This is a genomic window from Streptomyces sp. NPDC001700 (assembly GCF_053596435.1).
This window is the reverse complement of sequence record NZ_JBSFGE010000001.1, coordinates 404,157-426,709: the sequence shown is the minus strand read 5'-3', so window position 1 is coordinate 426,709 and position 22,553 is coordinate 404,157. Positions and strand designations below refer to the sequence as shown.

The window sequence follows — 22,553 nt, the reverse complement described above, 5'->3', positions numbered from 1 at the left end:
GAGGGGCGGTCGCCTGTGGCGACCGCCCCTCAGCCGTGAGTTCTCAGCCTGTGGTATCTACCGGTATCAGTGGCCCTGCTCGTCGCGGCGGCGCTGCCACCGCTCTTCGATGCGGTCCATCATGGAGCGGCGCTGGCGGCCCTGACGGCTGGGCTGTCCGGCCCCGCCGGCCCGCTGTGCCTCACCTGGTTTGGGCGCCTTGCGCCAGCCCGTCACGGCGAGCACCGCACATCCCAGCATGACGAGGAATCCCACCACGCTGATCCAGATCTGCGGAACGATCACTCCGACCATGAGGAGCGCGATGCCGACCAGAAATCCCGCGACCGCCTGGTATACCCGTCGCCGGGTGTACGTGCGCAGGCCGCTTCCCTCAAGCGTTGTCGCGAACTTGGGATCTTCGGCGTACAACGCTCGCTCCATTTGCTCGAGCATGCGCTGCTCGTGCTCCGAGAGCGGCACGGAGTCCTCCTACTCGTCGGTCGCGGGGGGCGACCGGGGTGCGACCCTTTCAGGATAGGCAGGGAATCGCCCCCGTGAAACCCGCCCCTCAACGCCAATTCGCCCACCGTTACGTGTGTGACGAAAGTTGACGCTGAGACGTCCATTCCCCTCCCGCCGATTCGCCATGCCGGACGGTGTACCCCGATCATACGGGGCCGGACGGCCCAGCGGGTGCCCTGTGGCCTACTCCACCTGCGCCATCCATCACGGAATGGAACGGGAACGGTGTGCGAACGACGGGACCGTCAGTCGCGCTCCGCGAGGACGTGCAGCTGGGTGGCGACCGAATGGAACGCGGGCAGCTCGGCGGCCGCCTCCTCCAGCTTCAGCAGCGCGTCGAGGGCGCCGGGCTCGGTGTCGACCAGCACGCCGGGCACCAGGTCGGCGAAGACCCGTACGCCGTGCACCGCGGCGATCTCCAGCCCGGCCGCGGCCACCAGCCCGGACAGCTGGTCGGCGGTGAAGCGGCGCGGTACGGGGTCGCCCTCGCCCCAGCGGCCATCCGGCCCGGTAAGCGCTTGCCGGGCCTCGGTGAAGTGTCCGGCCAGGGCGCGGGCGAGCACGGCGCCGCCCAGCCCGGCGGCGAGCACGCTGAGGGTTCCGGCCGGACGCAGCGCGTCCGCCGCGTTCCGCAGGCCCTCGGCGGGGTCGTCCACGTACTCCAGCACGCCATGGCACAGGACCACGTCGTAGCCACCGCGCTCGACCACGTCGAACAGGCCGTGGGCGTCGCCCTGGACACCGCGCACCCGGTCGGCGACCCCGGCCTCGGCGGCCCGGCGCTCCAGCGCGAACAGGGCGTTGGGGCTGGGGTCGACGACCGTCACGCGGTGGCCCAGCTGGGCGACCGGCACGGCGAAGTTGCCGCTGCCGCCCCCGGTGTCGAGCACGTCGAGCGCCCCGCGTGCCCCGCCCACGGCCTTGGTCCGCCGTTCCAGGGCGTCTTTCAGGACCTCCCAGACCACGGCGGTACGGAGGGACGCACGGGGGCGCTGCGGGTCTGACACGGCGGGTGGCTCCTCGGCGCGGTGCCGTCACCACCGGGGGCGGCGACGACGGGTTACTGACGTCGGCCCCAGCCTATTGCCTCCGCCGCCCGGGCCGGTCGCGTGGTGGTTTCAGCTGCCCGGCTCGCCGTCCGCCGCCGGGCTCTGCCGGGGCAGCGTGGGCTGGAGCACCAGCATCCGCTCGACCAGCCGCAGGAATATGGCGGCGGCGCGCAGCAGATCGTCCGCGTCACGGCAGGTGGCCGCGCCCCGTATACCGGCCTCGGCGCGGGCCCGGCGCTCGGCGCCGGAGGCGAACAGGGCGCTCCACTCGGTCAGTTCGGGGGCGATCTCCGGGAGCACCTCCCAGGTGCTGCGGATGCGGGCGCGGCGCCGGGCCGAGGTCTCGGGGCGGCCCCGCACGGCGAGCACGGCGGCCGCCGCGCGCAGGGCCGCCAGATGCGCGGTGGCGAACCGCTCATTGGCGGTCTCCAGCCCGGCGGCCTCCTCCAGCCCCTGGTGGGCCTGGGAGAGCAGGTCGAGGGCGGCGGGCGATGCGGCGGAGCGGCGCAGAACGGGATGGACGTCGCTCGCGGCGGCGGTACTGGCCATGACGAACCTCCTGTCGTCGCGTGGCGGCCGGGTCGTGCGACAGAGCGACCGCCGTATGGGCCCATCGTGGGACACCCCACTGACAATCGGCCCTGACCTGCACCTTTCGCCTCTCGCCCCACCCCCGGCGTGGGCGCCCGCTCCGTGATCCCCCATACTGAATTGAACTGACTGGTCAGTACAGAAAGTTGATGATTCACGCAGGGAGTGGTTCTCGTGACGGGCACCCCGGACGGGGTCGCCGGAGCGGCGGTGACGGCCCGCGGGCTCGGCGTCAAGGGCTCACACGGCTGGGCGTATCGCGACGTCGACATCGCCGCTGACCCCGGGTCGCTGATCGCGGTCGAGGGGCCCTCGGGCTCCGGCCGCACCTGTCTGCTGCTCACGCTCACCGGCCGGATGCGCCCCACCGCCGGGGAGGCCGCCATCGGCGGCTTCCAGATCCCCCAGGAGATGCGCCGGATCCGCCGGATCAGCGCGCTCGCCCATGTGCCGGGCGTCAGCGAACTCGAACCGGCGCTGACGGTCGCCGAGCATCTGCGCGAGCGGGCCCTGCTGCAGCGCCGGTTCGGGGACTCGCCGCGCGGGCTGCTGCGGCCGCGCCGGGAGCGTGCCGCCGTCTCCCGGGCCGCGATCGAGGCGGCCCTCACGGCGGCGGGGCTGGACCTGGCGGCGCTGCCCAAGGGCCCTCGTACGGCCGTACGGGACCTGGAGCGGCTGGAGGCGCTGCGGCTGTCGGTGGCGCTCGCGCTGATCTCCCGGCCTCGGTTGCTGGCCGTGGACGACACCGACCTGAAGCTCCCGGACGCCGAGCGCGAGCGGGCCTGGGCGCTGCTGCGGGGGCTCGCCGAGGACGGCACCACGGTCCTCGCGGTGTGCAGCCAGGCCCCGGAGGACGCCGTGGCGGTGTCCACCACCGCCGGGGACAAGCACGACGACGAGGAGGGGGCGGCGGATGCGCTCGCCGAAACTGGCCGCGCTTGAGCTGAAGCGGTTCGGCAGGGGGAAGCTCCCCCGGGCGGCGCTCGCCGCCCTGCTCCTGCTGCCCCTGCTGTACGGCGCGCTCTATCTGTGGTCGTTCTGGGATCCGTACGGCAAGCTCGACAAGATCCCGGTGGCGCTCGTCAACTCCGACGACGGCGCCACCGCGAAGGGCAAGCACCTCACCGCGGGCGACGACCTCACCGAGAAGCTGCTCGGCAGCAAGACCTTCGACTGGCACCGCACCAGCGCCGCCGAGGCGCGCGAGGGCGTGGAGAACGGCACGTACTACCTGTCGCTCACCGTGCCCGAGGACTTCAGCGAGCGGATCGCCTCCAGCTCCGGCAAGAGCCCGGAGACCGGCGCCCTCAGGGTGCGCACCAACGACGCCAACAACTACATCGTCGGCCAGATCTCCCGCAGCGTCTTCTCCGAGGTGCGCGCGGCGGCCTCCACCAAGGCGTCCCGGGGCTTCTACGACAACATCTTCGTGTCCTTCGCCGACATCCACGGCCGGACCGAGAAGGCCGCCAAGGGCGCCGACGACCTCGGACGCGGCATCGGCAAGGCCAGGACGGCCGCGGGTGACCTCGCCAAGGGCCTGGGCACGGCGAAGCAGGGCAGCCACGGCCTGAAGTCCGGGCTGATCAAGCTCAACAAGGGCGCCGGGACGCTGCGGACGGGCGCGGGCGGCGTCGCCGACGGCACCCAGGCCCTGTCCGACACGGTGAACGACGTGTCGGAGAAGGCCGGTCCGTTCCTCAAGAAGCACGGCAAGGAGATCGGCGACGTCGCCCGGCTGGTCGCGGACGCCTCCCAGCGGGCGTCCGACGACCTGGACGACCTCCCCGACGAGGCCTCCACCGCCGCCACGGACGCCCGCGAGGCGTCCGACGAGCTGGCCGCCGACTACCGGACCCGCTGCGAGGGCGCGGTGACCATCGCCCCCGACTGCCCGGCGCTGAAGAAGGCGGTAGGGGCGGCCGATCGCGCCGCCGATGTGGCCGAGGACGTCCATAAGCTCGTGCGGGACAACACCGGCCGACTCGACACCCTCGCGGCCGACTTGAACGATCTGCACGACAAGGCGCGCCTCCTCGCCGACCGCGCCCCGTACCTGGGCACCGACCTCGACTCCGCCGTCAAGAAGGTCAACGCCCTCAACTCCGGGGCGCACAAGGTCGCCAAGGGCGCTGGCAAGCTGCACAGCGGGCTGACCACGGCCGGTTCCGCGGCGTCCACCCTGGACAGCGGGGTCGGGAAGCTGCGCACCGGGTCGACCTCCCTGAAGGGCGGTCTGGTCAAGCTGGCCGACGGCTCCGGCACGCTCTCCGGCGGGCTGCACGACGGCGCCGCGAAGATCCCCGCCTACGACAAGCACGACCGGGACGCCCGTACCGGGGTGATGGCGGACCCCGTCCAGCTCGTCGACCAGGCGCTGCACAAGGCGCCCAACTACGGCACCGGCTTCGCCCCGTACTTCATCCCGCTGTCCCTGTGGGTCGGCGCGATGGTCGCCTACATGCTCATCCCGCCGCTCAACGCCCGGGCGGTCGCCGCGGGCGCCTCCTCCTGGCGCGTCGCGCTCGCCGGATGGCTGCCGGTCGCCGCGATCGGCGCGCTGCAGACGGTCGCCCTGATGGCCGTGCTGCACTGGGCGGTGGGGCTGGAGATGGTGCGGGCCGCGGGCACGGTCGGCTTCCTGATGCTGGTGGCCGCCTGTTTCGCGGCGATCGTGCAGTGGCTGAACGCGCGCTTCGGACCGGCCGGGCGGATCCTCGTCCTGGCGCTGCTGATGCTCCAGCTGACCTCGGCGGGCGGCACCTATCCGGTGCAGACGAGCCCCGGGTTCTTCGGCGCCATCCATCCCTTCCTGCCGATGAGCTACGTCGTGGACGGGCTGCGGCGGCTCATCACGGGCGGCGGGCTCGGCCCGGTGTGGGTCGGCTGCGGGGTGCTGCTCGGCTTCGGCGCGGCCGCGCTCGCGCTCACCGCGTGGTCGGCGCGGCGCAGGCAGGTGTGGTCGGTCGACCGGCTGCACCCCGAGCTGTCCCTGTGAGCGGGACCACTCGGCCAGCGGGCAGAATCGGCGCCATGGACAGCAGCAGCACGCGCCGCCAGGGCACCCGGCAGAAACTCTTCGAAGCAGCGGTCACCCTCATCGCCGAACAGGGCTTCTCCTCCACCACCGTGGACGAGATCGCCGAGCGGGCCGGGGTGGCCAAGGGCACGGTCTACTACAACTTCGCGTCGAAGACCGTGCTCTTCGAGGAGCTGCTGCGGCACGGCGTCGAGCTGCTGACCGCCTCGCTCCAGAGCGCCGCCGACGAGAACGCCGAGCGCGGCGGCAGCCATGTGGACGCGCTGGACGCCATGGTCCGGGCCGGTCTTGACTTCATCTCCCGCTATCCGGCGCTGACCCAGCTGTACGTGGCCGAGCTGTGGCGCACCAACCGGGCCTGGCAGTCGACCCTGATGATGGTCAGGCAGCAGGCCATAACGGTGATCGAGACCGAGCTGCGGGCCGGGGTCGCGGCGCGGGAGCTGAGCGACGACATCGACATCCCGCTGACCGCCTCGGCGCTGTTCGGGATGGTGCTGGTGGCCGCGCTGGACTGGCAGTCCTATCAGCCGGAACGGTCGCTGGACGACGTCCACGCAGCCCTGTCCCGACTGCTGCAAGGGCGGGTAGGCGGAGCCCTGGCCAAGGGGGCTCCGGCTCCGGGCTGACCCGTACGACAACAGAAGGCGCTGTTCCGGAGCGGTTCGACCCCCATCGACCCGCCGCGGAACAGCGCCTCCCCCCGTACTTCCCCCGTTTTCCCCCGTGAGAGCCCCCGGGGCGTATTCCCCGGCGGCTCCCCCGTCCGGAAGGCCACCGTGCCGTTCCGCCGCCCCGTGTCGGCGGTCCGGTCCGCGTCCTTCCGTGTGCACCACTCTCTCGTTTGCGGGGGCGGCCGCCCATCCGCGCGCCTACTCATCTCGCCGACTAGGTACGGGTACTCAGTGCCTGGGGACGGGCGCGGGGCTGTCGGTGGGGCCGGATAAAGTCACTGGCATGGCACGGATTGCGGTGATCGGCGCTGGGATGGGCGCCATGGCGACTGCCGCCCGGCTGGCCGTCGCGGGCCACCGGGTGGTGGTGTACGAGCGCGGGCCGACCCATGGCGGCGGGGTCGGGCTGTTCGAGCGGGACGGATTCCGCTTCGACACGGGGCCGGGGCTGCTGCGGCTGCCCGCCGTCTACCGGGACCTGTTCCTGAAGACCGGCAAGGAAAGCCTGGAGAAGACGGTCCGGCTCACCCAGGTCGACCCGGCGGCGCGGCACCTCTTCGCCGACGGTACGGAGGTCCTGCTGCCCAACGCGTCGCGCGCCGGGGTGCTCCAGGCGCTGGACGGCGCCTTCGGCGCGGGCGCGGGCGAGCGCTGGAGCGATCTGGTCAACCGGGCGCGCGAGGTGTGGGACGCCACCCGCCGGCCGCTCCTGGAGGAGCCGCTGCGCACCGACTGGCGGGTGCTGGGCGGCGATCCGTATCCGGCCGCGCCCCCCGAGCGGCGCGGCTGGTTCGGCGGGCTCTTCGCGCGCGGCGGCGGCCGCCGTCCGCAGCTGCCCACCCTGGCCGAGGTGGCGCGGCGCGAGCTGGCCGACCCGCGGGCCGCCGCCCTGCTGGAGAGCCACGCCCTCGCGCACGGCATGGACCCGCGCACCGCCCCCGCGAGCGCCACCGTGCTGCCCTATGTGGAGCAGACCTTCGGCACCTGGTACGTCGGCGGCGGGATGCGGGCGCTCGCCGACGCGCTGTACGAGCGCTGCGGCAAGCGCAAGGTGGAGTTCCGCTTCGAGTCGGAGGTCACCGGCATCGTCGAGAAGGACGGCCGGGCGGCGGGGGTCGAGCTGGCCGACGGCACGGTCGCCGAGGCGGACGCGGTGGTCGCGGGCATCGACCCGGCGCTGCTGCCCGCCCTGCTCGGCGGCCAGGAGCCATGGCGGGAGGGCGAGGACGTCACGCCCGGGCCGGGGCCCGTCAGCGGCCCGCCCGGCCGCCTCACGGTCCTCCTGGCGCTGCGCGGCGGCCGCCCCGAGGGCGCGGTGCACCGGACCGTGGTGCACGCCCCGGACCGCGACGCGGAGCTGACCGCCGTGTTCGGCTCAGCAGATGAAGGCCAGAGCGAGAGCGGCCTGCGCGCGTCCTGTCCCCGCCCCACGGTGACCGTGCTGCGCCCGGACGACCCCGCGACCCGCCCCGACGACGGCCACGAGGCCGTCACCCTCAGCGCGGTCGTCGCCCCGCACGGACCGGTCGACTGGACCAGCGGGAAGGCGGCCGAGGAGGGCGCGGAGCGGCTCATCACGGCCGCCGAAGCGGCCATACCGGGGCTGCGGGACCGCATCCTGTGGCGCGAGGTGCGCACCCCCCGCGACACCGCCTCGGCCACCGGGGTCGCGGGCGGCGGAGTGCCGGGCCCGGCGCTGGCCGGTGCCGAGGGCCGGTATCTGCGCCCCGCCAACCTCACCCGGCTCCCGGGCCTCTATCTGGCGGGCGGCTGGTCCCACCCGGGCGGCGGGCTGGCCCACGCCGGAATGTCGGGTGCGCTGGTGGCGGGCCTCATCGTCGAAGGCCAGGACTGGCGCGGCTCGCAATGAGCCGCGCCCGTCCTGGCCCTCATCAGACGGAACGGACCGGAGCGGGTCAGAAGCGGTACTGCTCGTCGTACCCCTGCTGGAAGCCCTGCTGGTCGTCGTAGGGGTACGGGGGCTGATCCGGCTGGCCGGGCTGTCCCGGCTGCCCGGGCGGGAGGTCGCCCTCGCGCTGCTGCGGGACCCAGGGCCCGCCCGGCTCCATCGCGTCGGCGCCCGGCATGTACTGCTGCGGCGAGCCGTACGAGGCGTCCGCCGCGTAGTGGTCGCCGCCGCCGAAGGCGTACGGGTCCTGCTGGTAGCCCGCGTACGGGTCGTCGTACTGCTGCTGCGGGTAGGGCTGCTGCTGGGCGTAGCCCTGCTGGTCGTAGGCGCCCGCGTACGGGTCCTGGCCGTAGGCGGCGTACGCCTGCTGGTCCTGGTAGCCGTACTGCGCGGCGTCCGCGTAGACGTCCTGGCCCTGGCCGTAGCCCACGTCGCCGTAGGCAGAGTCCTGGAAGCCCGGCTGGCCCTGGAAGCCGGGGGCGCCCTGGGCGTCCTGCGTGCCGTAACCGGCGTACGTCTCGTACGCGCTGTAGCCCGCGTTCGGGTCAGCGTAGCCGCCGCCGGCGGGGGTGAACGGGGACGGCTCCTCGTAGACGCCGTACTCGCTGGTGTCGTCCGGCATCGGCTCCGGCCGGTAGGTGGGCGGCTCGGGCCGCTCGACCCGGACGTCCTCGACGTCCGAGATCCGCAGGGCCGGTTCGGGCTCCGGACCGTCCGGCAGCGGGTCGCGCTCGCGTCCACGGCCCAGCCCCGGCAGCCCGGGCAGGCCTTCCAGGGCCCAGCCCTTCTCGAAGCCCTGGCGGAAGGAGAGGGTGACGTACGTCTGGCCGACCGCGAAGGCGATCGCGCCGATCGCGATCACCACCACCGCCGGGATCAGCACCCCGACGACCACGCCCAGAAAGCCGACGAAGGCCAGCAGCCGCCAGCGCAGCCGCGCCTTGTACTGCAGCAGTACCTCTCCCAACAGCCACAGCGCCACGACGCCGAAAGCGATGTAGAGGACCGTCCAGCCCATGCCCGCCCCTCTCAGTGCGGCTGCCCCTCGGCCGCCGTATCAGGACCGCTGGTGCAGTCCCAGATTCTTGTAGATTTCCAGCGTCGCCGTGGAGTGGTTCAGGGTAATGAAGTGAAGCCCGGGGATCTCCTCGGCCATCAACCGCGCGCACACCTCTGTGGCGTAGTCGATCCCGATCGAGCGTACAGCCGCCGCGTCGTCCTTCACCGCCAGGATGCGTTCGGCCAGCTCCGGTGGGAAGGCGGCGTTGCTGAGCTGCGCGAACCGCTCGATCTGCCTGACGTTCGTGACCGGCATGATCTCAGGGATGATCGGTGTCGTACAGCCCGAGGCCGCGACCCGGTCGCGCAGCCGCAGGTAGTCCTCCGGGTAGAAGAACATCTGGGTGATCGCGAAGTCGGCGCCCGCGCGGCACTTGTCGACGAAGTGACGGATGTCGGTGTCCCAGTCCGTCGAGCGCGGGTGCATTTCGGGGAATGCGGCGACACCGACGCAGAAGTCCCCGGACTCCTTGATCAGGCGGACCAGCTCGGCGGCGTAGGTGATGCCGTCGGGGTGCTTGACCCAGTCGGCCATCGGGTCTCCGGGCGGGTCGCCGCGCAGGGCGAGCATGTTCCGGATTCCGGCACCGGCGTACTGGCCGATGATGTTGCGCAGTTCGGCGAGGGAGTGGTTGACCGCGGTCAGGTGCGCGACGGGGGTCAGGGTGGTGTCGGTCGCGATCTGCTCGGTGGCGCGGACGGTGCCCTCACGGGAAGAGCCGCCCGCGCCGTACGTCACGGAGACGAAGGTCGGTGAGACAGCCTCCAGTCGGCGGATGGCGTTCCACAGCGTGTGCTGCCCCTTGTCCGTTTTGGGGGCGAAGAACTCGAAGGAATACGATTGCTCACCCGACGCGAGCAGGTCACGCACGGTAAGGGCTCGATCAGTCCTGGTGGAAGCGGTGCCTAGGGCCATACGGGAAGGTTAGCCAGCCGGGTGGTCGGCGCCCACCCGGCAACGTGGTTATGGGGGTTTTGCCGGGCTCCTGTCCGCAATGCGGACGGAAATATCGAGCCGGGCTCAACTCCGACACCTGCTAGACATCTGTCGCTCGCACACGCTTCGCCAGCGCTTCCGTGGCCGCCGCCGGATCCGTGGCCTCGGTGATGGCCCGCACCACGACGACCCGGCGCGCTCCCGCCTCCAGGACCTGGTCCAGGTTCGACGCGTCGATGCCGCCGATCGCGAACCAGGGCCGGGCCGGGCGCCGGGCGGCGGCGTGCCGGACCAGGGAGAGGCCGGGCGCGTGGCGGCCCGGCTTGGTGGGGGTGGGCCAGCAGGGGCCGGTGCAGAAGTAGTCCACGCCGGGCTCGGCGAGGGCCGCGTCGACCTCGGCCTCGGCATGGGTGGAGCGCCCGATCAGCGGGCCGTCGCCGAGGATGGCGCGCGCCGCCGGGACCGGCAGGTCGCCCTGGCCCAGGTGGAGCACGTCGGCGCCGGTGGCATGGGCGACGTCGGCGCGGTCGTTGACGGCGAGCAGCTTGCCGTGGCGGCGGCAGGCGTCGGCGAAGACGGCGAGGTGGTCCAGCTCCTCGGCGGCCTCCATGCCCTTATCCCGCAGCTGGACGATGTCCACCCCGGCGGCCAGCACGGCGTCCAGGAACTCCGGCAGGTCGCCCTGGCGCTTGCGCGCGTCGGTGCACAGGTAGAGGCGGGCGTCGGCCAGCTGCTCGCGTGCGGTCATGGGTGGCTTTCCCCCCGGGTCGTGCGGCGCACGGGCCGGGACGGGCGACCGCCGTCGGATGACAGCGGTCGGCCCGGCCCGTACGCCTGGTGGTGGTTCGGATACGGCGGACGGAAAACGGCGGACAGGAAACGGCGGACGGCGTCAGACGGCGAGCGCTTGCGCGCGCCGCTTCACTTCCGTTCCGCGATTCTCGCGCAGCGCCTGGGCCGGGGTGCCCGGCAGGCTCGGGTCAGGGGTGAAGAGCCACTCCAGCATCTCCTCGTCGCTGAAGCCGTCGTCCTTGAGCAGTGTCAAGGTGCCCACGAGGCCCTTGACGACCTTTCCATCACCGATGAAGTCCTCGGGCACCTGGAGCACCCGGTTCTCGCCACGGCGCACCGCGATCAGCTGGCCCTCCTTGACCAGCTGCCTCACGCGCGTCACCTCGACGCCGAGCCGGTCGGCGATGTCGGGGAGAGTGAGCCAGGCGGGGACGAGAGCATCGATCTTTGCGTCAATCTCGGTCACAGGACAAGCCTGCCATCTGGGACTGACAGTGGGTAGCCGGGCGTCCGCCGTGCGGACCTCCCGGGCCCCTCCGGGGCCGTCACAGAACGGCCGACTTCAGCGGAACGGAAGGATCTGTTGCGCGGGTGCGGTCCAGTCGGGCGCCGCGTTCGATCAGCTTGCGGCCCTGGGCCAGATCGCGCGGACGGCCGACCGCCAGCAGGGCGACCAGGGCCCCGTCCCGCAGCCAGCACACCGACCAGGCGGCGCCGTCCGGGTCGCCCCGCCAGACCAGTTCGTCGGCGTCCGAGTGGTGTCCGGCGTACTGCACGAAGCGCCCGAACTGCTCGGACCAGAAGTAGGGCACCGGGTCGTAGACCTGGCCGGGGAAGTGCGCGGTGCGGCTGCCGACCACATTGGCGGCGACCGTCCGCGGCCCCTGGAGCGCGTTGTCCCAGTGGTGCACCAGCAGCCGGGTCCCGTAGCGGGCGGAGGGGAAGGACGCGCAGTCGCCGACCGCGTACACCTCGGGCGCCGACGTACGCAGCCCCTCGTCGGCGGCGACGGACCGGTCCTCGGCGAGTTCGATGCCCGAACCGGCCAGCCAGCCGGTCGCGGGCCGGGCGCCGATGCCGATGACCACCGCACCGGCCCGCAGCCTGGTGCCGTCGCCGAGCTGGAGTCCGTTCCGGTCGATGCCGGTCACCCGGGCGCCGGTGACCAGGGTGGCGCCGTAGTCCGCGTACCAGCCGGTCATATGGGCCGCGACCTCCGCCGGGAGGGCGCCCACCAGCGGCCGGTCCGCGGCCTCGACGACCGTCACCGCGCAGCCCGCCTCGCGGGCCGCGGTCGCGAACTCCGCGCCGATCCAGCCCGCCCCGACCACCACGATCTCGTCCTGCCGGGCGAGCACCGGGCGCAGCCGTTCGGCGTCGTCCAGGGTCCGCAGGAGGTGGACACCGGGCACGCCCTCGCTGCCGGGCAGGGCGATCGGCTCGGCACCGGTGGCGATCACCAGGACGTCGTACGGGATCGGGCCGGACCCGGTCGCGACCGTCCGCCCGGCCGTGTCCAGCCCGGTCACGGCGACGCCGAGCCGCAGCCCGATGCCGAGCGCGGCGAAGTCCACGTCGAACGCGGACCCCTCGGCCTTGCCGAGCAGTACGGCCTTGGACAGCGGCGGCCGGTCGTACGGCTGGTGGGGCTCGGCGCCCAGCAGCAGGATCTCCCCGCTCCAGCCCTGCTCACGCAGCGCGACGGCGGTCTGCACCCCCGCCATGCCCGCGCCGACGATCACCACCCGCTGTCCGCCGCCACCCGCCGAGGACGCCATCGTCTTCGTCGTCTCATCGCTCACACGATCACTGTATTGCGGCAGGTGGGGCGGACCGGAGAGCGCACGACGAGATCTCGGGCACAGACCGACGGGCCGGACGTCCTGTCGTATCGCGGACACGGGGCCTCCTGCCCGGCCCGCCCGGGACGCTCCCTTCCGGCCGATTCGGGGCGCGTACTAGGGTGGCGGGACAGAGCACTCGCGGGAGCCCGGGCGCACCGGGCTGAGAGGGAGGCTGGCGCGGCCTCCGACCGTACGAACCTGATCCGGGTCATGCCGGCGAAGGGAGGGGGCGACCAGCCCATGCACACACCACAGCGAATAGCCCGGGATGGCGCACCGTACGACGTCCTGGTCATCGGCGGCGGCATCATCGGCCTGGTCACGGCCTGGCGGGCGGCCCAGCGGGGCCTGCGCACCGCCGTCGCCGACCCGGCGCCCGGCGGCGGGGCCGCCCGGGTCGCGGCCGGGATGCTGGCGGCCGTCACCGAGCTGCACTACGGCGAGCAGACCCTGCTCGGACTGAATCTGGCCTCGGCGCGCCGCTATCCGTCCTTCGTGGCGGAGTTGGAGGAGGCGAGCGGCCATGACCTGGCCTTCCGCACCTGCGGCACGCTCTCGGTCGCGCTCGACGCGGACGACCGCGCCCATCTGCGGGAGCTGCACGCCTTCCAGCAGCGGCTCGGTCTGGACGCACAGTGGCTCACGGGGCGCGAATGCCGACGCCTGGAGCCGATGCTCGCGCCGGGCGTGCGCGGGGGCCTGCGCGTCGACGGCGACCACCAGGTCGATCCGCGGCGGCTGGCGGCCGCGCTGCTGACGGCGTGCGAGCGCGCCGGAGTGGATCTCCACCGGGCCGCCGTGGAACGGCTGCTAGTGGAGGGCGACCGGGCCACCGGGGCCGAGCTGGCGGATGGCGCGCGCCTGACCGCCGGGCAGACCGTGCTGGCCGCGGGCAGCCTCAGCGGGCGGCTCCCGGGCGTCCCCGAGGCGGTCCTGCCGCCCGTACGCCCCGTCAAGGGCCAGGTGCTGCGGCTGTCGGTGCCCGGCCCGTACGCGCCCTTCCTGTCCCGGACCGTACGGGCCGTCGTACGCGGCGGGCACATCTACCTCGTCCCGCGCGAGAACGGCGACCTGGTCGTCGGCGCGACCAGCGAGGAGCTGGGCTGGGACACCACGGTCACCGCGGGCGGGGTGTACGAGCTGCTGCGCGACGCGCACGAGCTGGTGCCCGGCATCACCGAACTGCCGCTCGTCGAGACCCTCGCCGGGCTCCGCCCCGGCTCCCCCGACAACGCCCCGCTGCTCGGCCCGACCGAACTGCCGGGCCTCCAGCTGGCCACCGGCCACTACCGCAACGGCGTCCTGCTGACCCCGATCACCGGCGATGCCATGGCCGAGGCGCTGACGGGCGGCGAACTCCCGCCCGAGGCGCGGCCGTTCTCCCCTCAGCGCTTCGCGACTCCCCCCGCAGAAGTCCAGGCAGCAGTACAGGAGCACACCGCATGACCGTCACCCTGAGCGTCACCGTGAACGGCGAGCCCCGCGAGCTGCCCGGCGGGACCACCCTCGACGGGGTCGTCGCGACCCTCACCCAGGCGCCCAAGGGCGTCGCCGCGGCCGTCAACGAGACGGTCGTCCCGCGCGGCCAGTGGCCCGCGACCCCGCTCGGCGACGGTGATCGCGTCGAGGTCCTCACCGCGGTCCAAGGAGGCTGACCCTCATGTCTCACCCCATAACGTCGCACCCCACGACGCTCGATCAGGTCCTCACCGACGCCGATCCGCTCACCATCGCCGGTACGTCCTTCGGCTCCCGCCTGATCATGGGGACGGGCGGTGCGCCCAGCCTGGACATCATGGAGCGCTCGCTGATCGCCTCCGGCACCGAGCTGACCACGGTCGCGATGCGCCGCCTGGACCCCGCGGTGCAGGGCTCGGTGCTGTCCGTACTGAACCGGCACGGCATCCGCCCGCTGCCCAACACCGCGGGCTGCTTCACCGCCGGGGAGGCCGTGCTGACCGCCCGGCTCGCCCGCGAGGCGCTGGGCACCGACTGGGTGAAGCTGGAGGTCATCGCCGACGAGCGCACCCTGCTCCCCGACCCGATCGAGACGCTGGACGCCGCCGAGACCCTGGTGGACGACGGCTTCACGGTCCTGCCGTACACCAACGACGACCCGGTGCTGGCCCGGAAGCTGGAGGACGTCGGCTGCGCCGCGATCATGCCGCTGGGCTCACCGATCGGCTCCGGCCTCGGCATCCGCAACCCGCACAACTTCCAGCTGATCACCGAGCGGGCCCAGGTCCCGGTGATCCTCGACGCGGGCGCGGGCACGGCGTCCGACGCGGCGCTCGCCATGGAGCTGGGGTGCGCGGCAGTCATGCTGGCCTCGGCCGTGACGCGCGCCCAGGAGCCGGTGCTGATGGCCTCGGCGATGCGGCACGCGGTGGCCGCCGGGCGGCTCGCGCACCGGGCGGGCCGTATCCCCCGCCGCCACTTCGCCGAGGCGTCGTCCCCGGGCGAGGGGCTGGCCGCGCTGGACCCGGAGCGGCCCGCGTTCGCGTAACGCCGTCGTCCGGGGCGGCCTACCGTGGAATGCGGAGGTGGTCGCCGTGAGGGAACCGACAGCCGGGCCCGAACCGACAGCCGTGCCCGTGGGCGACCGGATCGAACGTGAGACATACGTCTCCGCTCCCATCGACCGCGTCTGGCGGGTGCTGACCACGCCTGAGCACATCCGTACCTGGTACGCCCCCGGCGGCTGCGAGATCGAGCCGCGCCCCGGCGGGACCGTCCGCTTCCGCTGGGACGAACACGGGGAGTTCCACGGCCTGGTCGAGCGGGCGGTGCCCGACGCCCTGTTCCGCTTCCGGCTGGCCCACGCGCCCGACCGCGCGCCGGACGGCCCCGGGCAGGCCACCGTGGTCGAGTTCACGCTCTCCCCGGAGGGCGCGGGCACCCGCCTCCGCCTCGCCGAGACCGGCATCCGCGCGCTCGACCTCCCGGACGACGCCAAGGCCCGGCACGCCGAGTACGCCGCCCTGGCCTGGACCTCCGCCCTGGAGGAGCTGGCCGCCCTCGCCGCCGCCTCACATAACTGAGGCCCAAGTCACCGTTGTGTCGCAGTAAGGACCGGAGATGGGGCGGGCGGCCCGGAGCGGCCGTGACGGCTCGTAGACTGCCTTCTCGTGGATACGACGCTCCAGGACCCTCTGGTCGGGCAGGTGCTCGACGGCCGCTACCGCGTTGAGGCGCGCATCGCCGTCGGCGGGATGGCGACGGTCTACCGGGCCGTCGATACGCGGCTCGACCGCGTTCTCGCCCTGAAGGTGATGCACCAGAGCCTCGCCTCGGACGCCGCCTTCGTGGACCGCTTCATCCGCGAGGCCAAGTCCATCGCCAGACTCGCGCACGCCAACGTGGTCGGCGTCTACGACCAGGGCACGGACGGCCCGCACGTCTACCTGGCCATGGAGTACGTCGCCGGGTGCACCCTGCGTGACGTCCTGCGCGAGCGCGGGGCCCTCCAGCCGCGTGCCGCGCTGGACATCCTGGAACCGGTGCTGGCCGCGCTCGGCGCCGCCCACCGGGCGGGCTTCGTCCACCGCGACATGAAGCCGGAGAACGTGCTGATCGGCGACGACGGCCGGGTCAAGGTCGCCGACTTCGGCCTGGTCCGGGCGGTGGACACCAACACCAGCGCCTCGACCGGATCCGTGCTGGGTACCGTCTCCTACCTCGCCCCCGAGCAGATCGAACACGGTACGGCCGACACGCGAGCCGATGTCTACGCGTGCGGTGTGGTCCTCTACGAAATGCTCACCGGGTCCAAGCCGCACGGCGGCGACACCCCGGCACAGGTCCTCTACCAGCACCTCCACGAGGACGTCCCGCCCCCGTCCGTCGCCGCGCCCGAGGTCGCGCCCGAGCTGGACGCGCTGGTCGCCTCCGCCACCGCGCGCGATGTCGCCCTGCGCCCCGCCGACGCCGTCGACCTCCTCGGCCAGGTGCGGACGGCGCGGGCCGCGCTCACCGACGTACAGCTGGACGCCGTACCACCACAGGCCCACGCGCTGCCCGACGACGGCTCCGAAGCCCGTACGACGGTGATCCCGCGCCCGGCGGGTTCCATGGCGCAGGACGAGGTCAACCACACCAGCCGCCTGGAACTCCCCCCGGAGCCCCCGGCCCCGCGCCGCCGTATGCCGCGGCGCGGCGTGGTGACGATCGTCGCCGCCGTGCTGCTGGCGCTCGGCATCGGCGCCGGGGTCTGGTACATCAGCGCCGGGCAGTTCACCAATGTGCCGTCCGTGCTGAAGATGACGCGCTCGGACGCCGAGAAGAAGCTTGAGAGCGCCGGTCTGGACGTGAAGGTCGTCCAGGATTACAGCGACGTCGTCGACAAGAACAAGGTCATCAGCTCCAAGCCCGGCGTCGGCGAACGCATCCGCTCCACCGGCACCGTCACCATCCACGTCTCCCAGGGGCCGCCCCGGGCCGAGGTGCCCAATGTGGTCGGCCGCCCGCTCACCGAGGCCAGGCAGAAGATCGCCGACGCGGGGCTGAGGGTGGGCAAGGTGACCCGCACCTTCCGCAACGAGACCCCGCAGAACACGGTCGTCTCCACCACCCCCGGCCCGGACTCCGTCCGCCGCCCCGACACGCCCGTGAACATCCTGGTCAGCAAGGGCGAGCCCATCGAGATCCCCGACCTCACCGGCGACGCCCCGGCCGACGCCCGCGCCGAGCTGCGCGAGGCGGGCTTCAAGGTGAAGTTCGCCGAGCGCCGGATCTTCTCGGAGGAGGACCGAGGCACGATCGCCGCCCAGTCCCCGAAGGCCGAAACCGACGGCGCCAAGGGCGACACGGTGACCCTCACCCTCTCCAAGGGCCAGCAGATGATCGAGGTCCCGGACGTGAAGGGCCTCAGCACGGATGACGCGAAGCGGGAGCTGGAAGACCTCGGCTTCACGGTGAAGGTCGACAAGCCGCTGCTGTTCCCGGGCGACGAGGTGAAGGACCAGTCGGTGTCGGGCGGCGACAAGGCGCCGAAGGGAAGCGAGATCACGATCACGGTAAAGGGCGGCGTCTTCTAGCCCTGCGGGCCCTGTCCCCCGCTCCTCAATCGTGTGTGCACCCGCAGATATGTGCGCATAGAGGCGTCCCATCCGGTTTCCCTACACTCACACCTTTGATCACTGTGAGTCGTGGCGACGCGACAGAGGGGGAGCGCATGGCGACGTTCGACGCCGAGTGGGGAAGGCTGAAGTCCGACAAGAACGTGTGGACGGCAGCGGGCCGGGACGTCGGCAAGCTTCGGGGGAGCATCAGGACCGCCCTCACGAAGCTGGAGGAGGAGCAGAAGGACCTCGGCGCGGGCAGCAAGAGCGGGGCGGCCCAGCGGGAGCTGTACCACTCCTGGACGCACTACCTGAGGGGCGTGAGCGGCAAATGCGGCACGCTCCAGGACCGGCTTGAGAAGGCCGGGGACGGTCACTACAAGAATGACGAGGCCACCCAGCGCACCTTCGACCGGCTGAATGGCCGATACGGGGACACGAAGCCACTCGGCGGCGAGAGCCGGGGCAGGTGACGCGGAGCAGTGGACTACGCGACCCTCAAGTCCCTCAAGCCGTCGGAGTTCGAGGACGCCGCCAGCGGCTATCAGTCCGTCAGCAACATGGCCGACTACGCCAGGGAGAGCGTCGAGCGGCGCATCGCGGGCAAGATGCAGGCAGCCCTGGAGGGCGAGGCCGCTTCGGCAGCCCTCAGCCAGCTGCGGAAATTAGGCCAGAACTTCCATTACGTCCAGGTTGAGTGCGGCCTCGCCAGTACGGCGCTGAACGCCATGGCGAGCGACTTCCGGGAAGCGAAGACCAAACTCGACTCCGCCGTGGCGGATGCGCATGAGCAGAAGCTCACGGTGAACGCGGATGGCTCGGTGAACTATCCGGCAGGAGGCGAGAAGGGCGAGGGCGGCAAGGTCTCCGGAATCGCAGACGTTTCCCCGTCGGCGGATACGGCCAAGTCCGTCGCCCGACAGGCAGCCAACCTGGACCCCAACCCGAACCACGCCCGGGCCCTGGAGTGCGCCAACCGCATCGCCCAGGCCCTCCAGGAAGCGACGGAGGCCGACGAGCTATGGGCTCCGAAGCTGCGGGCACTGAAGGCCGACGACGATCTGACGGTCTCCGCCGACGACTGGATTGATGCCACGAAGGACACCAGGGGCGTTCGCACGGGCGCGAAGGACTACCTGGAGGCCATCGCGGACCGACCCAAGAACGGCGATCCGAAGCTGACCGCCACGTGGTGGAAGGGCCTGTCCAAAGATCAGCAGGAAGCCCTGATCGCCCTGGATCCGGCTGGCCTGGGCAAGACGGACGGGCTTCCCGCCGACGTGCGCGACGAGGCGAACCGCACCGTACTGAGCGAGGCACGTGCCCAGTACCAGGCGGAGCGGAATGCGATCCCAGCGGAGCCGACGAAGTTCAAGAATCTCGGCCCCAAGGTCGAGGCGGTGTACACCGATGAATGGCTCACCTGGCACCACAAATACGAGGATCGAGCCAAGCAGCTGGACAAAGCGTTGGCCGGTATGGACAACATCGAGAGGCGCTTCGAGAGGACGGGGACGAACAACCTTCCCGAGGCATATCTCCTCGGTTTCGACCCCTTCGCGAATACCGACGGAAGGGTCATCATCGCCAACGGCAATCCGGATACCGCCGACCACACCGCAACGTATGTACCGGGCTCGTTGACGGACCAGACCAATATCGGAGACGAGCTGGACAAGAGTGAGACGTTGTGGCGGGAGAGTAGTTCCCGGTCGCCCGGCCAGTCCGTTTCGACGATCACGTGGTTCGACTACAACGCGCCACGCTCAGTGCAACCCATGATCGAGCACGACGTTCTCCCCGAAGCCATGTCTGATAAACAAGCGGCTGAAGGGGCTCCCTGCCTCCAACAGTTCCTCGACGGCAATGCTGCGGCACACGAGACGGCCACGGGAGAAAAGGGCCACAGTACGCTCGTGGGCCACAGCTACGGCACTACGGTCATAGGCGACGCCGCCAAGGTCGATCCCCTGCCGGTGGATGACGTGATGACGGTAGCCAGCCCTGGTGTGCAGGCACAGTCACCCGGCGACATGGGCTGCGACCCCAAACACTTCTGGGCTATGGCCTCCCCGGATGACCCTGTACCAGGCTTGGGCAAGTCGGTCGGCCTTGGTGAGGACAGGATCGTCCCCTCGGATGCAGAGTTCGGCGGCAATGTCATGAAGACGGACACCGAGGGACATGGCGGCTACTGGGATTACAAAGAAAATGGCGCCTCAAACAGCCTGAAGAATCAAGCCAACGTCATTGTGGGCAGGTACGACGACGTCAAACTAAAGCAGGAGGCTCGCGAGTGATTCTGCCTGACGGAAGGAAGGTCTGCACAAGTCTGGCGCTACTGAGCGCCCTGATGTTGATGGTGGGGTGCTCCTCGGTGGACGAAAAGTCGAGCGGACTGGACTACGAACCACAGGTTCGCAAAAGTCGAGCAGTAGAGGACGAAGTCGGTTCTCTCTCCAGCAGGCTGCTCGAAATACTGAAGATCAAGGGAAAGGTGACCGACCTTGCCCCCGCCGCCAGTTCCTGCCGAGTAGATGATGGTGATGCGAAAAAGTATCGCAGCGTTCGGCATCCCTGGTCTATTTACGACGTGGACAACAAGACCCTTGAGAAGGGAATGAACAACCTTGCGGCCCAGTTGTCGCAGCAAGGGTGGCGAGTCGTGGAGGACGGCCCAGACTCAAGCAAGAATCGAAACCGAGAGATTCTGGCCGTTCACACCAAGACACACACCCAGATGGAAGCAACGTGGATGAAGGGACTCGACGGCCACGAACCGCTCATCTCCTTCGCCGTGTACTCCCGGTGCTTCCGCGACCCTGGCCACTCCTGACTGAGGCCCCCGGCCGAGCTGGGATGCTGGAGGGGTGAGTACGTACCGCAGTCGCAATCCCATCGGCGGGCACATCCGCGTCGCCGGTGGCCTCGCCGCCACCGGCCTCCCGCACGCCCAAAAGATCGGCGCCGAAGCCGTGCAGGTCTTCGTCGCCAATCCGCGTGGATGGGCCACGCCGCCCGGCGCACCGGCTCAGGACGAGGCGTTCCGTGCCGCCTGCGCCGAGCAAGCCGTGCCGGTGTATATCCACGCGCCGTACCTGATCAACTTCGGTTCGCACACCGAGGCCACCGCCACCCGCTCCGTCGATTCGCTGCGGCATTCGCTCCGTCGCGGACGGGACATCGGGGCGCTCGGGGTCGTCGTGCACACCGGGTCGGCGACTGGCGGGCGGGCGCGCGCGACGGCTATGGCGCAGGTGCGGGAGCGGATGCTGCCGTTGCTGGACGAGCTGACGCGGGACGACGACCCGCTGCTTCTACTGGAGCCGACCGCCGGGCAGGGCACCTCGCTGTGCGCGCTGATCGAGGACCTCGGCCCGTACTTCGAGGCGCTGGACCGGCACCCGAAGCTCGGCGTCTGCCTCGACACCTGCCACGTCTTCGCCGCCGGTCACGACCTGGCCGCCCCCGGCGGGATGAAGCAGACGCTGGACGAGCTGGTGGACGTCACCGGCAAGGGACGGCTGAAGCTGATCCACGCGAACGACTCCAAGGACGTGGTCGGCGCGCACAAGGACCGGCACGAGAACATCGGCGCCGGGCACATCGGCGAGGAGCCGTTCCGGGAGCTGTTCACGCATCCGGCCACGGAAGGGGTCCCGCTGGTGGTCGAGACGCCGGGCGGGGCCGACGGGATCGAGGGGCACGCGGCGGATGTGGCCCGCCTCAAGGCGTTGCGGGACAGCTAAGGGTTCGGGAATACCCCTGGGGGGTATGGCGTTCCTGTCGTCGAAGGTCCGCTACTACCCCCTGGGGGATTCGGCATGGATCATCGCATGGAGCACAACCACGCGCCCGCACCCGCCAGTTGGCCCATGGCCGCCCAGGCCACCGCGCACTGCCTCACCGGCTGCGCCATCGGCGAGATCCTCGGCATGGCCATCGGCACCGCACTCGCCTGGCATAACGCCCCGACCATGGCCCTGGCGATCGTGCTCGCCTTCGTCTTCGGCTACGCGCTCACGATGCGCGGCGTCCTGCGCGCCGGGCTCGGCATGCGCAGCGCGGTACGGGTGGCCCTGGCGGCCGACACCGTGTCGATCGCCGTGATGGAGCTGGTGGACAACGGCACACTGCTGCTGTTCCCGGGTGCGATGGACGCGACCCTCTCCGACGCCCTGTTCTGGCTGAGCCTGGCACTCTCGTTCGCGGTGGCCTTCGTCCTGACGACCCCGGTCAACAAGTGGATGATCGGGAGGGGGAAGGGGCACGCGGTGGTGCACCAGTACCACTGAGCAGCGGCAGAGCGGATCTACAGCTCGGGGCCGTCGCCCGGCTTCTCCTGGTACGTGTAGCGCTCCTCGCGCCAGGGGTCGCCGATGTTGTGGTAGCCGCGCTCTTCCCAGAAGCCACGCCGGTCGGCGGTCATGTACTCGACACCGCGGACCCACTTCGGGCCCTTCCACGCGTAGAGGTGCGGCACGATCAGCCGCAGCGGAAAGCCGTGCTCGGCGGTCAGCAGCTCGCCGTCCTTGTGGGTGGCGAACATGGCCGCGTCGGTCATGAAGTCCGTCAGCCGCAGATTCGAGCTGAAGCCGTACTCCGCCCACACCATGACGTGCGTGACGTCGGGCGCCGGCGGCGCGAGCTTGATGATCTCGCTCGCCGCGACACCGCCCCATTCCGCGCCCAGCATGGAGAACTTGGTGACGCAGTGCAGATCGGCGACAACCGTCGAGTACGGCAGGGCGGAGAACTCTTCATGCGTCCAGCAGTGCTTCTCGCCGTCCGCCGTCGCGCCGAAGACGCGGAACTCCCAGCGGTCCGGACGGAATTTCGGGACCGGCCCATAGTGCGTAACCGGCCACCCGCGCTGCAGTCGCTGACCCGGAGGCAGCTGCGCAAGCTCTCCCTCACGGTGCTCCGACTGACCCATGGACTCCATGCTCTCAGACCGCCGGGGGTGGTCGGGACCAGGGCAGGGGGCGGCGGGGCGGCGGCGCGGCAACTCGTAGTAAGCGTGCCCTTGCTGGACGCCCGAGCTGCGGCGATGCAACGATGCCGGAACCTGGCATTCCCCCCTTCTGATGGGAA

At 71.4% G+C, this 22,553-nt stretch carries 23 protein-coding genes and 1 riboswitch; of the genes, 14 read left to right on the top strand and 9 right to left on the bottom strand.

The genetic code is table 11. The annotated features are described in order from the left end of the window. Positions 1–66 precede the first annotated feature (66 nt). The 3 genes from ACWC5C_RS01980 to ACWC5C_RS01970 all read right to left on the bottom strand — a co-directional run bounded on the left by ACWC5C_RS01980 (position 67) and on the right by ACWC5C_RS01970 (position 2,102). Positions 67–462 (bottom strand): DUF3040 domain-containing protein, encoded by a 396-nt coding sequence (locus ACWC5C_RS01980; protein ID WP_385447802.1) that lies wholly within the window; start codon positions 460–462, stop codon positions 67–69. A gap of 287 nt (positions 463–749) precedes the next feature. Then, positions 750–1,511: a methyltransferase gene (locus ACWC5C_RS01975; RefSeq protein WP_385447805.1), complete on the bottom strand. Its 762-nt coding sequence runs from the start codon at positions 1,509–1,511 to the stop codon at positions 750–752. A 111-nt stretch (positions 1,512–1,622) separates the two neighbouring features. Continuing rightward, complete coding sequence (locus tag ACWC5C_RS01970) at positions 1,623–2,102, bottom strand: SAV_6107 family HEPN domain-containing protein (protein ID WP_450872767.1); 480 nt, start codon at positions 2,100–2,102, stop codon at positions 1,623–1,625. A gap of 207 nt (positions 2,103–2,309) precedes the next feature. On the opposite strand from ACWC5C_RS01970, the gene ACWC5C_RS01965 reads away from it, so the two are divergent. The 4 genes from ACWC5C_RS01965 to ACWC5C_RS01950 all read left to right on the top strand — a co-directional run bounded on the left by ACWC5C_RS01965 (position 2,310) and on the right by ACWC5C_RS01950 (position 7,728). Then, positions 2,310–3,086, top strand: coding sequence for an ATP-binding cassette domain-containing protein (locus tag ACWC5C_RS01965; RefSeq protein ID WP_450872765.1), 777 nt, complete (start codon positions 2,310–2,312; stop codon positions 3,084–3,086). Next, positions 3,058–5,142 carry a YhgE/Pip family protein gene (locus ACWC5C_RS01960; RefSeq protein WP_450872764.1) on the top strand — a complete coding sequence of 695 codons (2,085 nt, stop codon included), beginning with the start codon at positions 3,058–3,060 and terminating at the stop codon, positions 5,140–5,142. The genes ACWC5C_RS01965 and ACWC5C_RS01960 overlap by 29 nt, the downstream gene beginning before the upstream one ends. A 35-nt stretch (positions 5,143–5,177) precedes the next feature. Then, positions 5,178–5,813: a TetR/AcrR family transcriptional regulator gene (locus tag ACWC5C_RS01955; RefSeq protein WP_385447814.1), complete on the top strand. Its 636-nt coding sequence runs from the start codon at positions 5,178–5,180 to the stop codon at positions 5,811–5,813. Between the two features lie 328 nt (positions 5,814–6,141). Then, positions 6,142–7,728, top strand: coding sequence for a phytoene desaturase family protein (locus ACWC5C_RS01950; protein WP_450872762.1), 1,587 nt, complete (start codon positions 6,142–6,144; stop codon positions 7,726–7,728). A 46-nt stretch (positions 7,729–7,774) separates the two neighbouring features. On the opposite strand, the gene ACWC5C_RS01945 is transcribed toward ACWC5C_RS01950, so the two are convergent. The 5 genes from ACWC5C_RS01945 to ACWC5C_RS01925 all read right to left on the bottom strand — a co-directional run bounded on the left by ACWC5C_RS01945 (position 7,775) and on the right by ACWC5C_RS01925 (position 12,333). Next, entirely contained in the window at positions 7,775–8,785 is a 1,011-nt protein-coding gene (locus tag ACWC5C_RS01945) for a hypothetical protein (RefSeq protein WP_450872760.1), read from the bottom strand. A gap of 39 nt (positions 8,786–8,824) precedes the next feature. Next, positions 8,825–9,742 carry a methylenetetrahydrofolate reductase [NAD(P)H] gene (gene metF, locus ACWC5C_RS01940; protein WP_450872758.1) on the bottom strand — a complete coding sequence of 306 codons (918 nt, stop codon included), beginning with the start codon at positions 9,740–9,742 and terminating at the stop codon, positions 8,825–8,827. 121 nt (positions 9,743–9,863) lie between these two features. Next, positions 9,864–10,511: a thiamine phosphate synthase gene (gene thiE / locus ACWC5C_RS01935; RefSeq protein WP_450872756.1), complete on the bottom strand. Its 648-nt coding sequence runs from the start codon at positions 10,509–10,511 to the stop codon at positions 9,864–9,866. A gap of 144 nt (positions 10,512–10,655) precedes the next feature. Then, positions 10,656–11,021 (bottom strand): Rv2175c family DNA-binding protein, encoded by a 366-nt coding sequence (locus ACWC5C_RS01930; RefSeq protein ID WP_398300885.1) that lies wholly within the window; start codon positions 11,019–11,021, stop codon positions 10,656–10,658. A 79-nt stretch (positions 11,022–11,100) separates the two neighbouring features. After that, positions 11,101–12,333, bottom strand: a complete 1,233-nt coding sequence (locus ACWC5C_RS01925; RefSeq protein ID WP_450873239.1) for an NAD(P)/FAD-dependent oxidoreductase — start codon at positions 12,331–12,333, stop codon at positions 11,101–11,103. Between the two features lie 194 nt (positions 12,334–12,527). Next, positions 12,528–12,641, top strand: a riboswitch (TPP riboswitch). On the opposite strand from ACWC5C_RS01925, the gene thiO reads away from it, so the two are divergent. The 10 genes from thiO to ACWC5C_RS01875 all read left to right on the top strand — a co-directional run bounded on the left by thiO (position 12,640) and on the right by ACWC5C_RS01875 (position 21,754). Further along, complete coding sequence (gene thiO / locus ACWC5C_RS01920; protein ID WP_450872755.1) at positions 12,640–13,845, top strand: glycine oxidase ThiO; 1,206 nt, start codon at positions 12,640–12,642, stop codon at positions 13,843–13,845. (Overlaps the previous riboswitch by 2 nt.) Next, complete coding sequence (thiS, locus tag ACWC5C_RS01915) at positions 13,842–14,054, top strand: sulfur carrier protein ThiS (protein WP_450872753.1); 213 nt, start codon at positions 13,842–13,844, stop codon at positions 14,052–14,054. The genes thiO and thiS overlap by 4 nt, the downstream gene beginning before the upstream one ends. A 5-nt stretch (positions 14,055–14,059) precedes the next feature. Beyond that, positions 14,060–14,905: a thiazole synthase gene (locus ACWC5C_RS01910; protein WP_450872752.1), complete on the top strand. Its 846-nt coding sequence runs from the start codon at positions 14,060–14,062 to the stop codon at positions 14,903–14,905. A gap of 46 nt (positions 14,906–14,951) precedes the next feature. After that, positions 14,952–15,440 (top strand): SRPBCC domain-containing protein, encoded by a 489-nt coding sequence (locus ACWC5C_RS01905; protein WP_450872750.1) that lies wholly within the window; start codon positions 14,952–14,954, stop codon positions 15,438–15,440. Between the two features lie 87 nt (positions 15,441–15,527). After that, positions 15,528–17,435 (top strand): Stk1 family PASTA domain-containing Ser/Thr kinase, encoded by a 1,908-nt coding sequence (gene pknB, locus ACWC5C_RS01900; RefSeq protein WP_450872749.1) that lies wholly within the window; start codon positions 15,528–15,530, stop codon positions 17,433–17,435. Positions 17,436–17,572: 137 nt separating this feature from the next. Next, positions 17,573–17,932, top strand: a complete 360-nt coding sequence (locus tag ACWC5C_RS01895; RefSeq protein ID WP_450872747.1) for a hypothetical protein — start codon at positions 17,573–17,575, stop codon at positions 17,930–17,932. Between the two features lie 9 nt (positions 17,933–17,941). After that, on the top strand, positions 17,942–19,759 hold the full coding sequence (locus ACWC5C_RS01890; RefSeq protein WP_450872745.1) for an alpha/beta hydrolase: 1,818 nt from the start codon (positions 17,942–17,944) through the stop codon (positions 19,757–19,759). Further along, positions 19,756–20,295 (top strand): hypothetical protein, encoded by a 540-nt coding sequence (locus ACWC5C_RS01885; protein WP_450872743.1) that lies wholly within the window; start codon positions 19,756–19,758, stop codon positions 20,293–20,295. The genes ACWC5C_RS01890 and ACWC5C_RS01885 overlap by 4 nt, the downstream gene beginning before the upstream one ends. Before the next feature lie 34 nt (positions 20,296–20,329). Continuing rightward, the gene (locus ACWC5C_RS01880; protein ID WP_450872742.1) at positions 20,330–21,208 is read left to right on the top strand and encodes a deoxyribonuclease IV; all 879 of its coding nucleotides are present in this window, start codon (positions 20,330–20,332) and stop codon (positions 21,206–21,208) included. Positions 21,209–21,283: 75 nt separating this feature from the next. Beyond that, positions 21,284–21,754: a DUF4396 domain-containing protein gene (locus ACWC5C_RS01875; RefSeq protein ID WP_450872740.1), complete on the top strand. Its 471-nt coding sequence runs from the start codon at positions 21,284–21,286 to the stop codon at positions 21,752–21,754. Between the two features lie 17 nt (positions 21,755–21,771). Here the strand turns inward: ACWC5C_RS01875 and ACWC5C_RS01870 are convergent, their stop codons facing one another. Next, positions 21,772–22,395, bottom strand: coding sequence for a sulfite oxidase-like oxidoreductase (locus ACWC5C_RS01870; RefSeq protein WP_385447860.1), 624 nt, complete (start codon positions 22,393–22,395; stop codon positions 21,772–21,774). Between the last annotated feature and the right edge of the window lie 158 nt (positions 22,396–22,553).

Excerpts from the sequence above, each read along its gene's own strand:
- thiS (WP_450872753.1), top strand. The coding sequence starts at position 13,842 with ATGACCGTCACCCTGAGCGTCACCGTGAACGGCGAGCCCCGCGAGCTG.
- ACWC5C_RS01925 (WP_450873239.1), bottom strand. The coding sequence starts at position 12,333 with ATGGCGTCCTCGGCGGGTGGCGGCGGACAGCGGGTGGTGATCGTCGGC.
- ACWC5C_RS01950 (WP_450872762.1), top strand. The coding sequence starts at position 6,142 with ATGGCACGGATTGCGGTGATCGGCGCTGGGATGGGCGCCATGGCGACT.
- ACWC5C_RS01955 (WP_385447814.1), top strand. The coding sequence starts at position 5,178 with ATGGACAGCAGCAGCACGCGCCGCCAGGGCACCCGGCAGAAACTCTTC.
- thiO (WP_450872755.1), top strand. The coding sequence starts at position 12,640 with ATGCACACACCACAGCGAATAGCCCGGGATGGCGCACCGTACGACGTC.
- ACWC5C_RS01960 (WP_450872764.1), top strand. The coding sequence starts at position 3,058 with ATGCGCTCGCCGAAACTGGCCGCGCTTGAGCTGAAGCGGTTCGGCAGG.
- ACWC5C_RS01895 (WP_450872747.1), top strand. The coding sequence starts at position 17,573 with ATGGCGACGTTCGACGCCGAGTGGGGAAGGCTGAAGTCCGACAAGAAC.
- metF (WP_450872758.1), bottom strand. The coding sequence starts at position 9,742 with ATGGCCCTAGGCACCGCTTCCACCAGGACTGATCGAGCCCTTACCGTG.
- ACWC5C_RS01875 (WP_450872740.1), top strand. The coding sequence starts at position 21,284 with ATGGATCATCGCATGGAGCACAACCACGCGCCCGCACCCGCCAGTTGG.
- thiE (WP_450872756.1), bottom strand. The coding sequence starts at position 10,511 with ATGACCGCACGCGAGCAGCTGGCCGACGCCCGCCTCTACCTGTGCACC.
- ACWC5C_RS01945 (WP_450872760.1), bottom strand. The coding sequence starts at position 8,785 with ATGGGCTGGACGGTCCTCTACATCGCTTTCGGCGTCGTGGCGCTGTGG.
- ACWC5C_RS01870 (WP_385447860.1), bottom strand. The coding sequence starts at position 22,395 with ATGGGTCAGTCGGAGCACCGTGAGGGAGAGCTTGCGCAGCTGCCTCCG.
- ACWC5C_RS01910 (WP_450872752.1), top strand. The coding sequence starts at position 14,060 with ATGTCTCACCCCATAACGTCGCACCCCACGACGCTCGATCAGGTCCTC.
- ACWC5C_RS01970 (WP_450872767.1), bottom strand. The coding sequence starts at position 2,102 with ATGGCCAGTACCGCCGCCGCGAGCGACGTCCATCCCGTTCTGCGCCGC.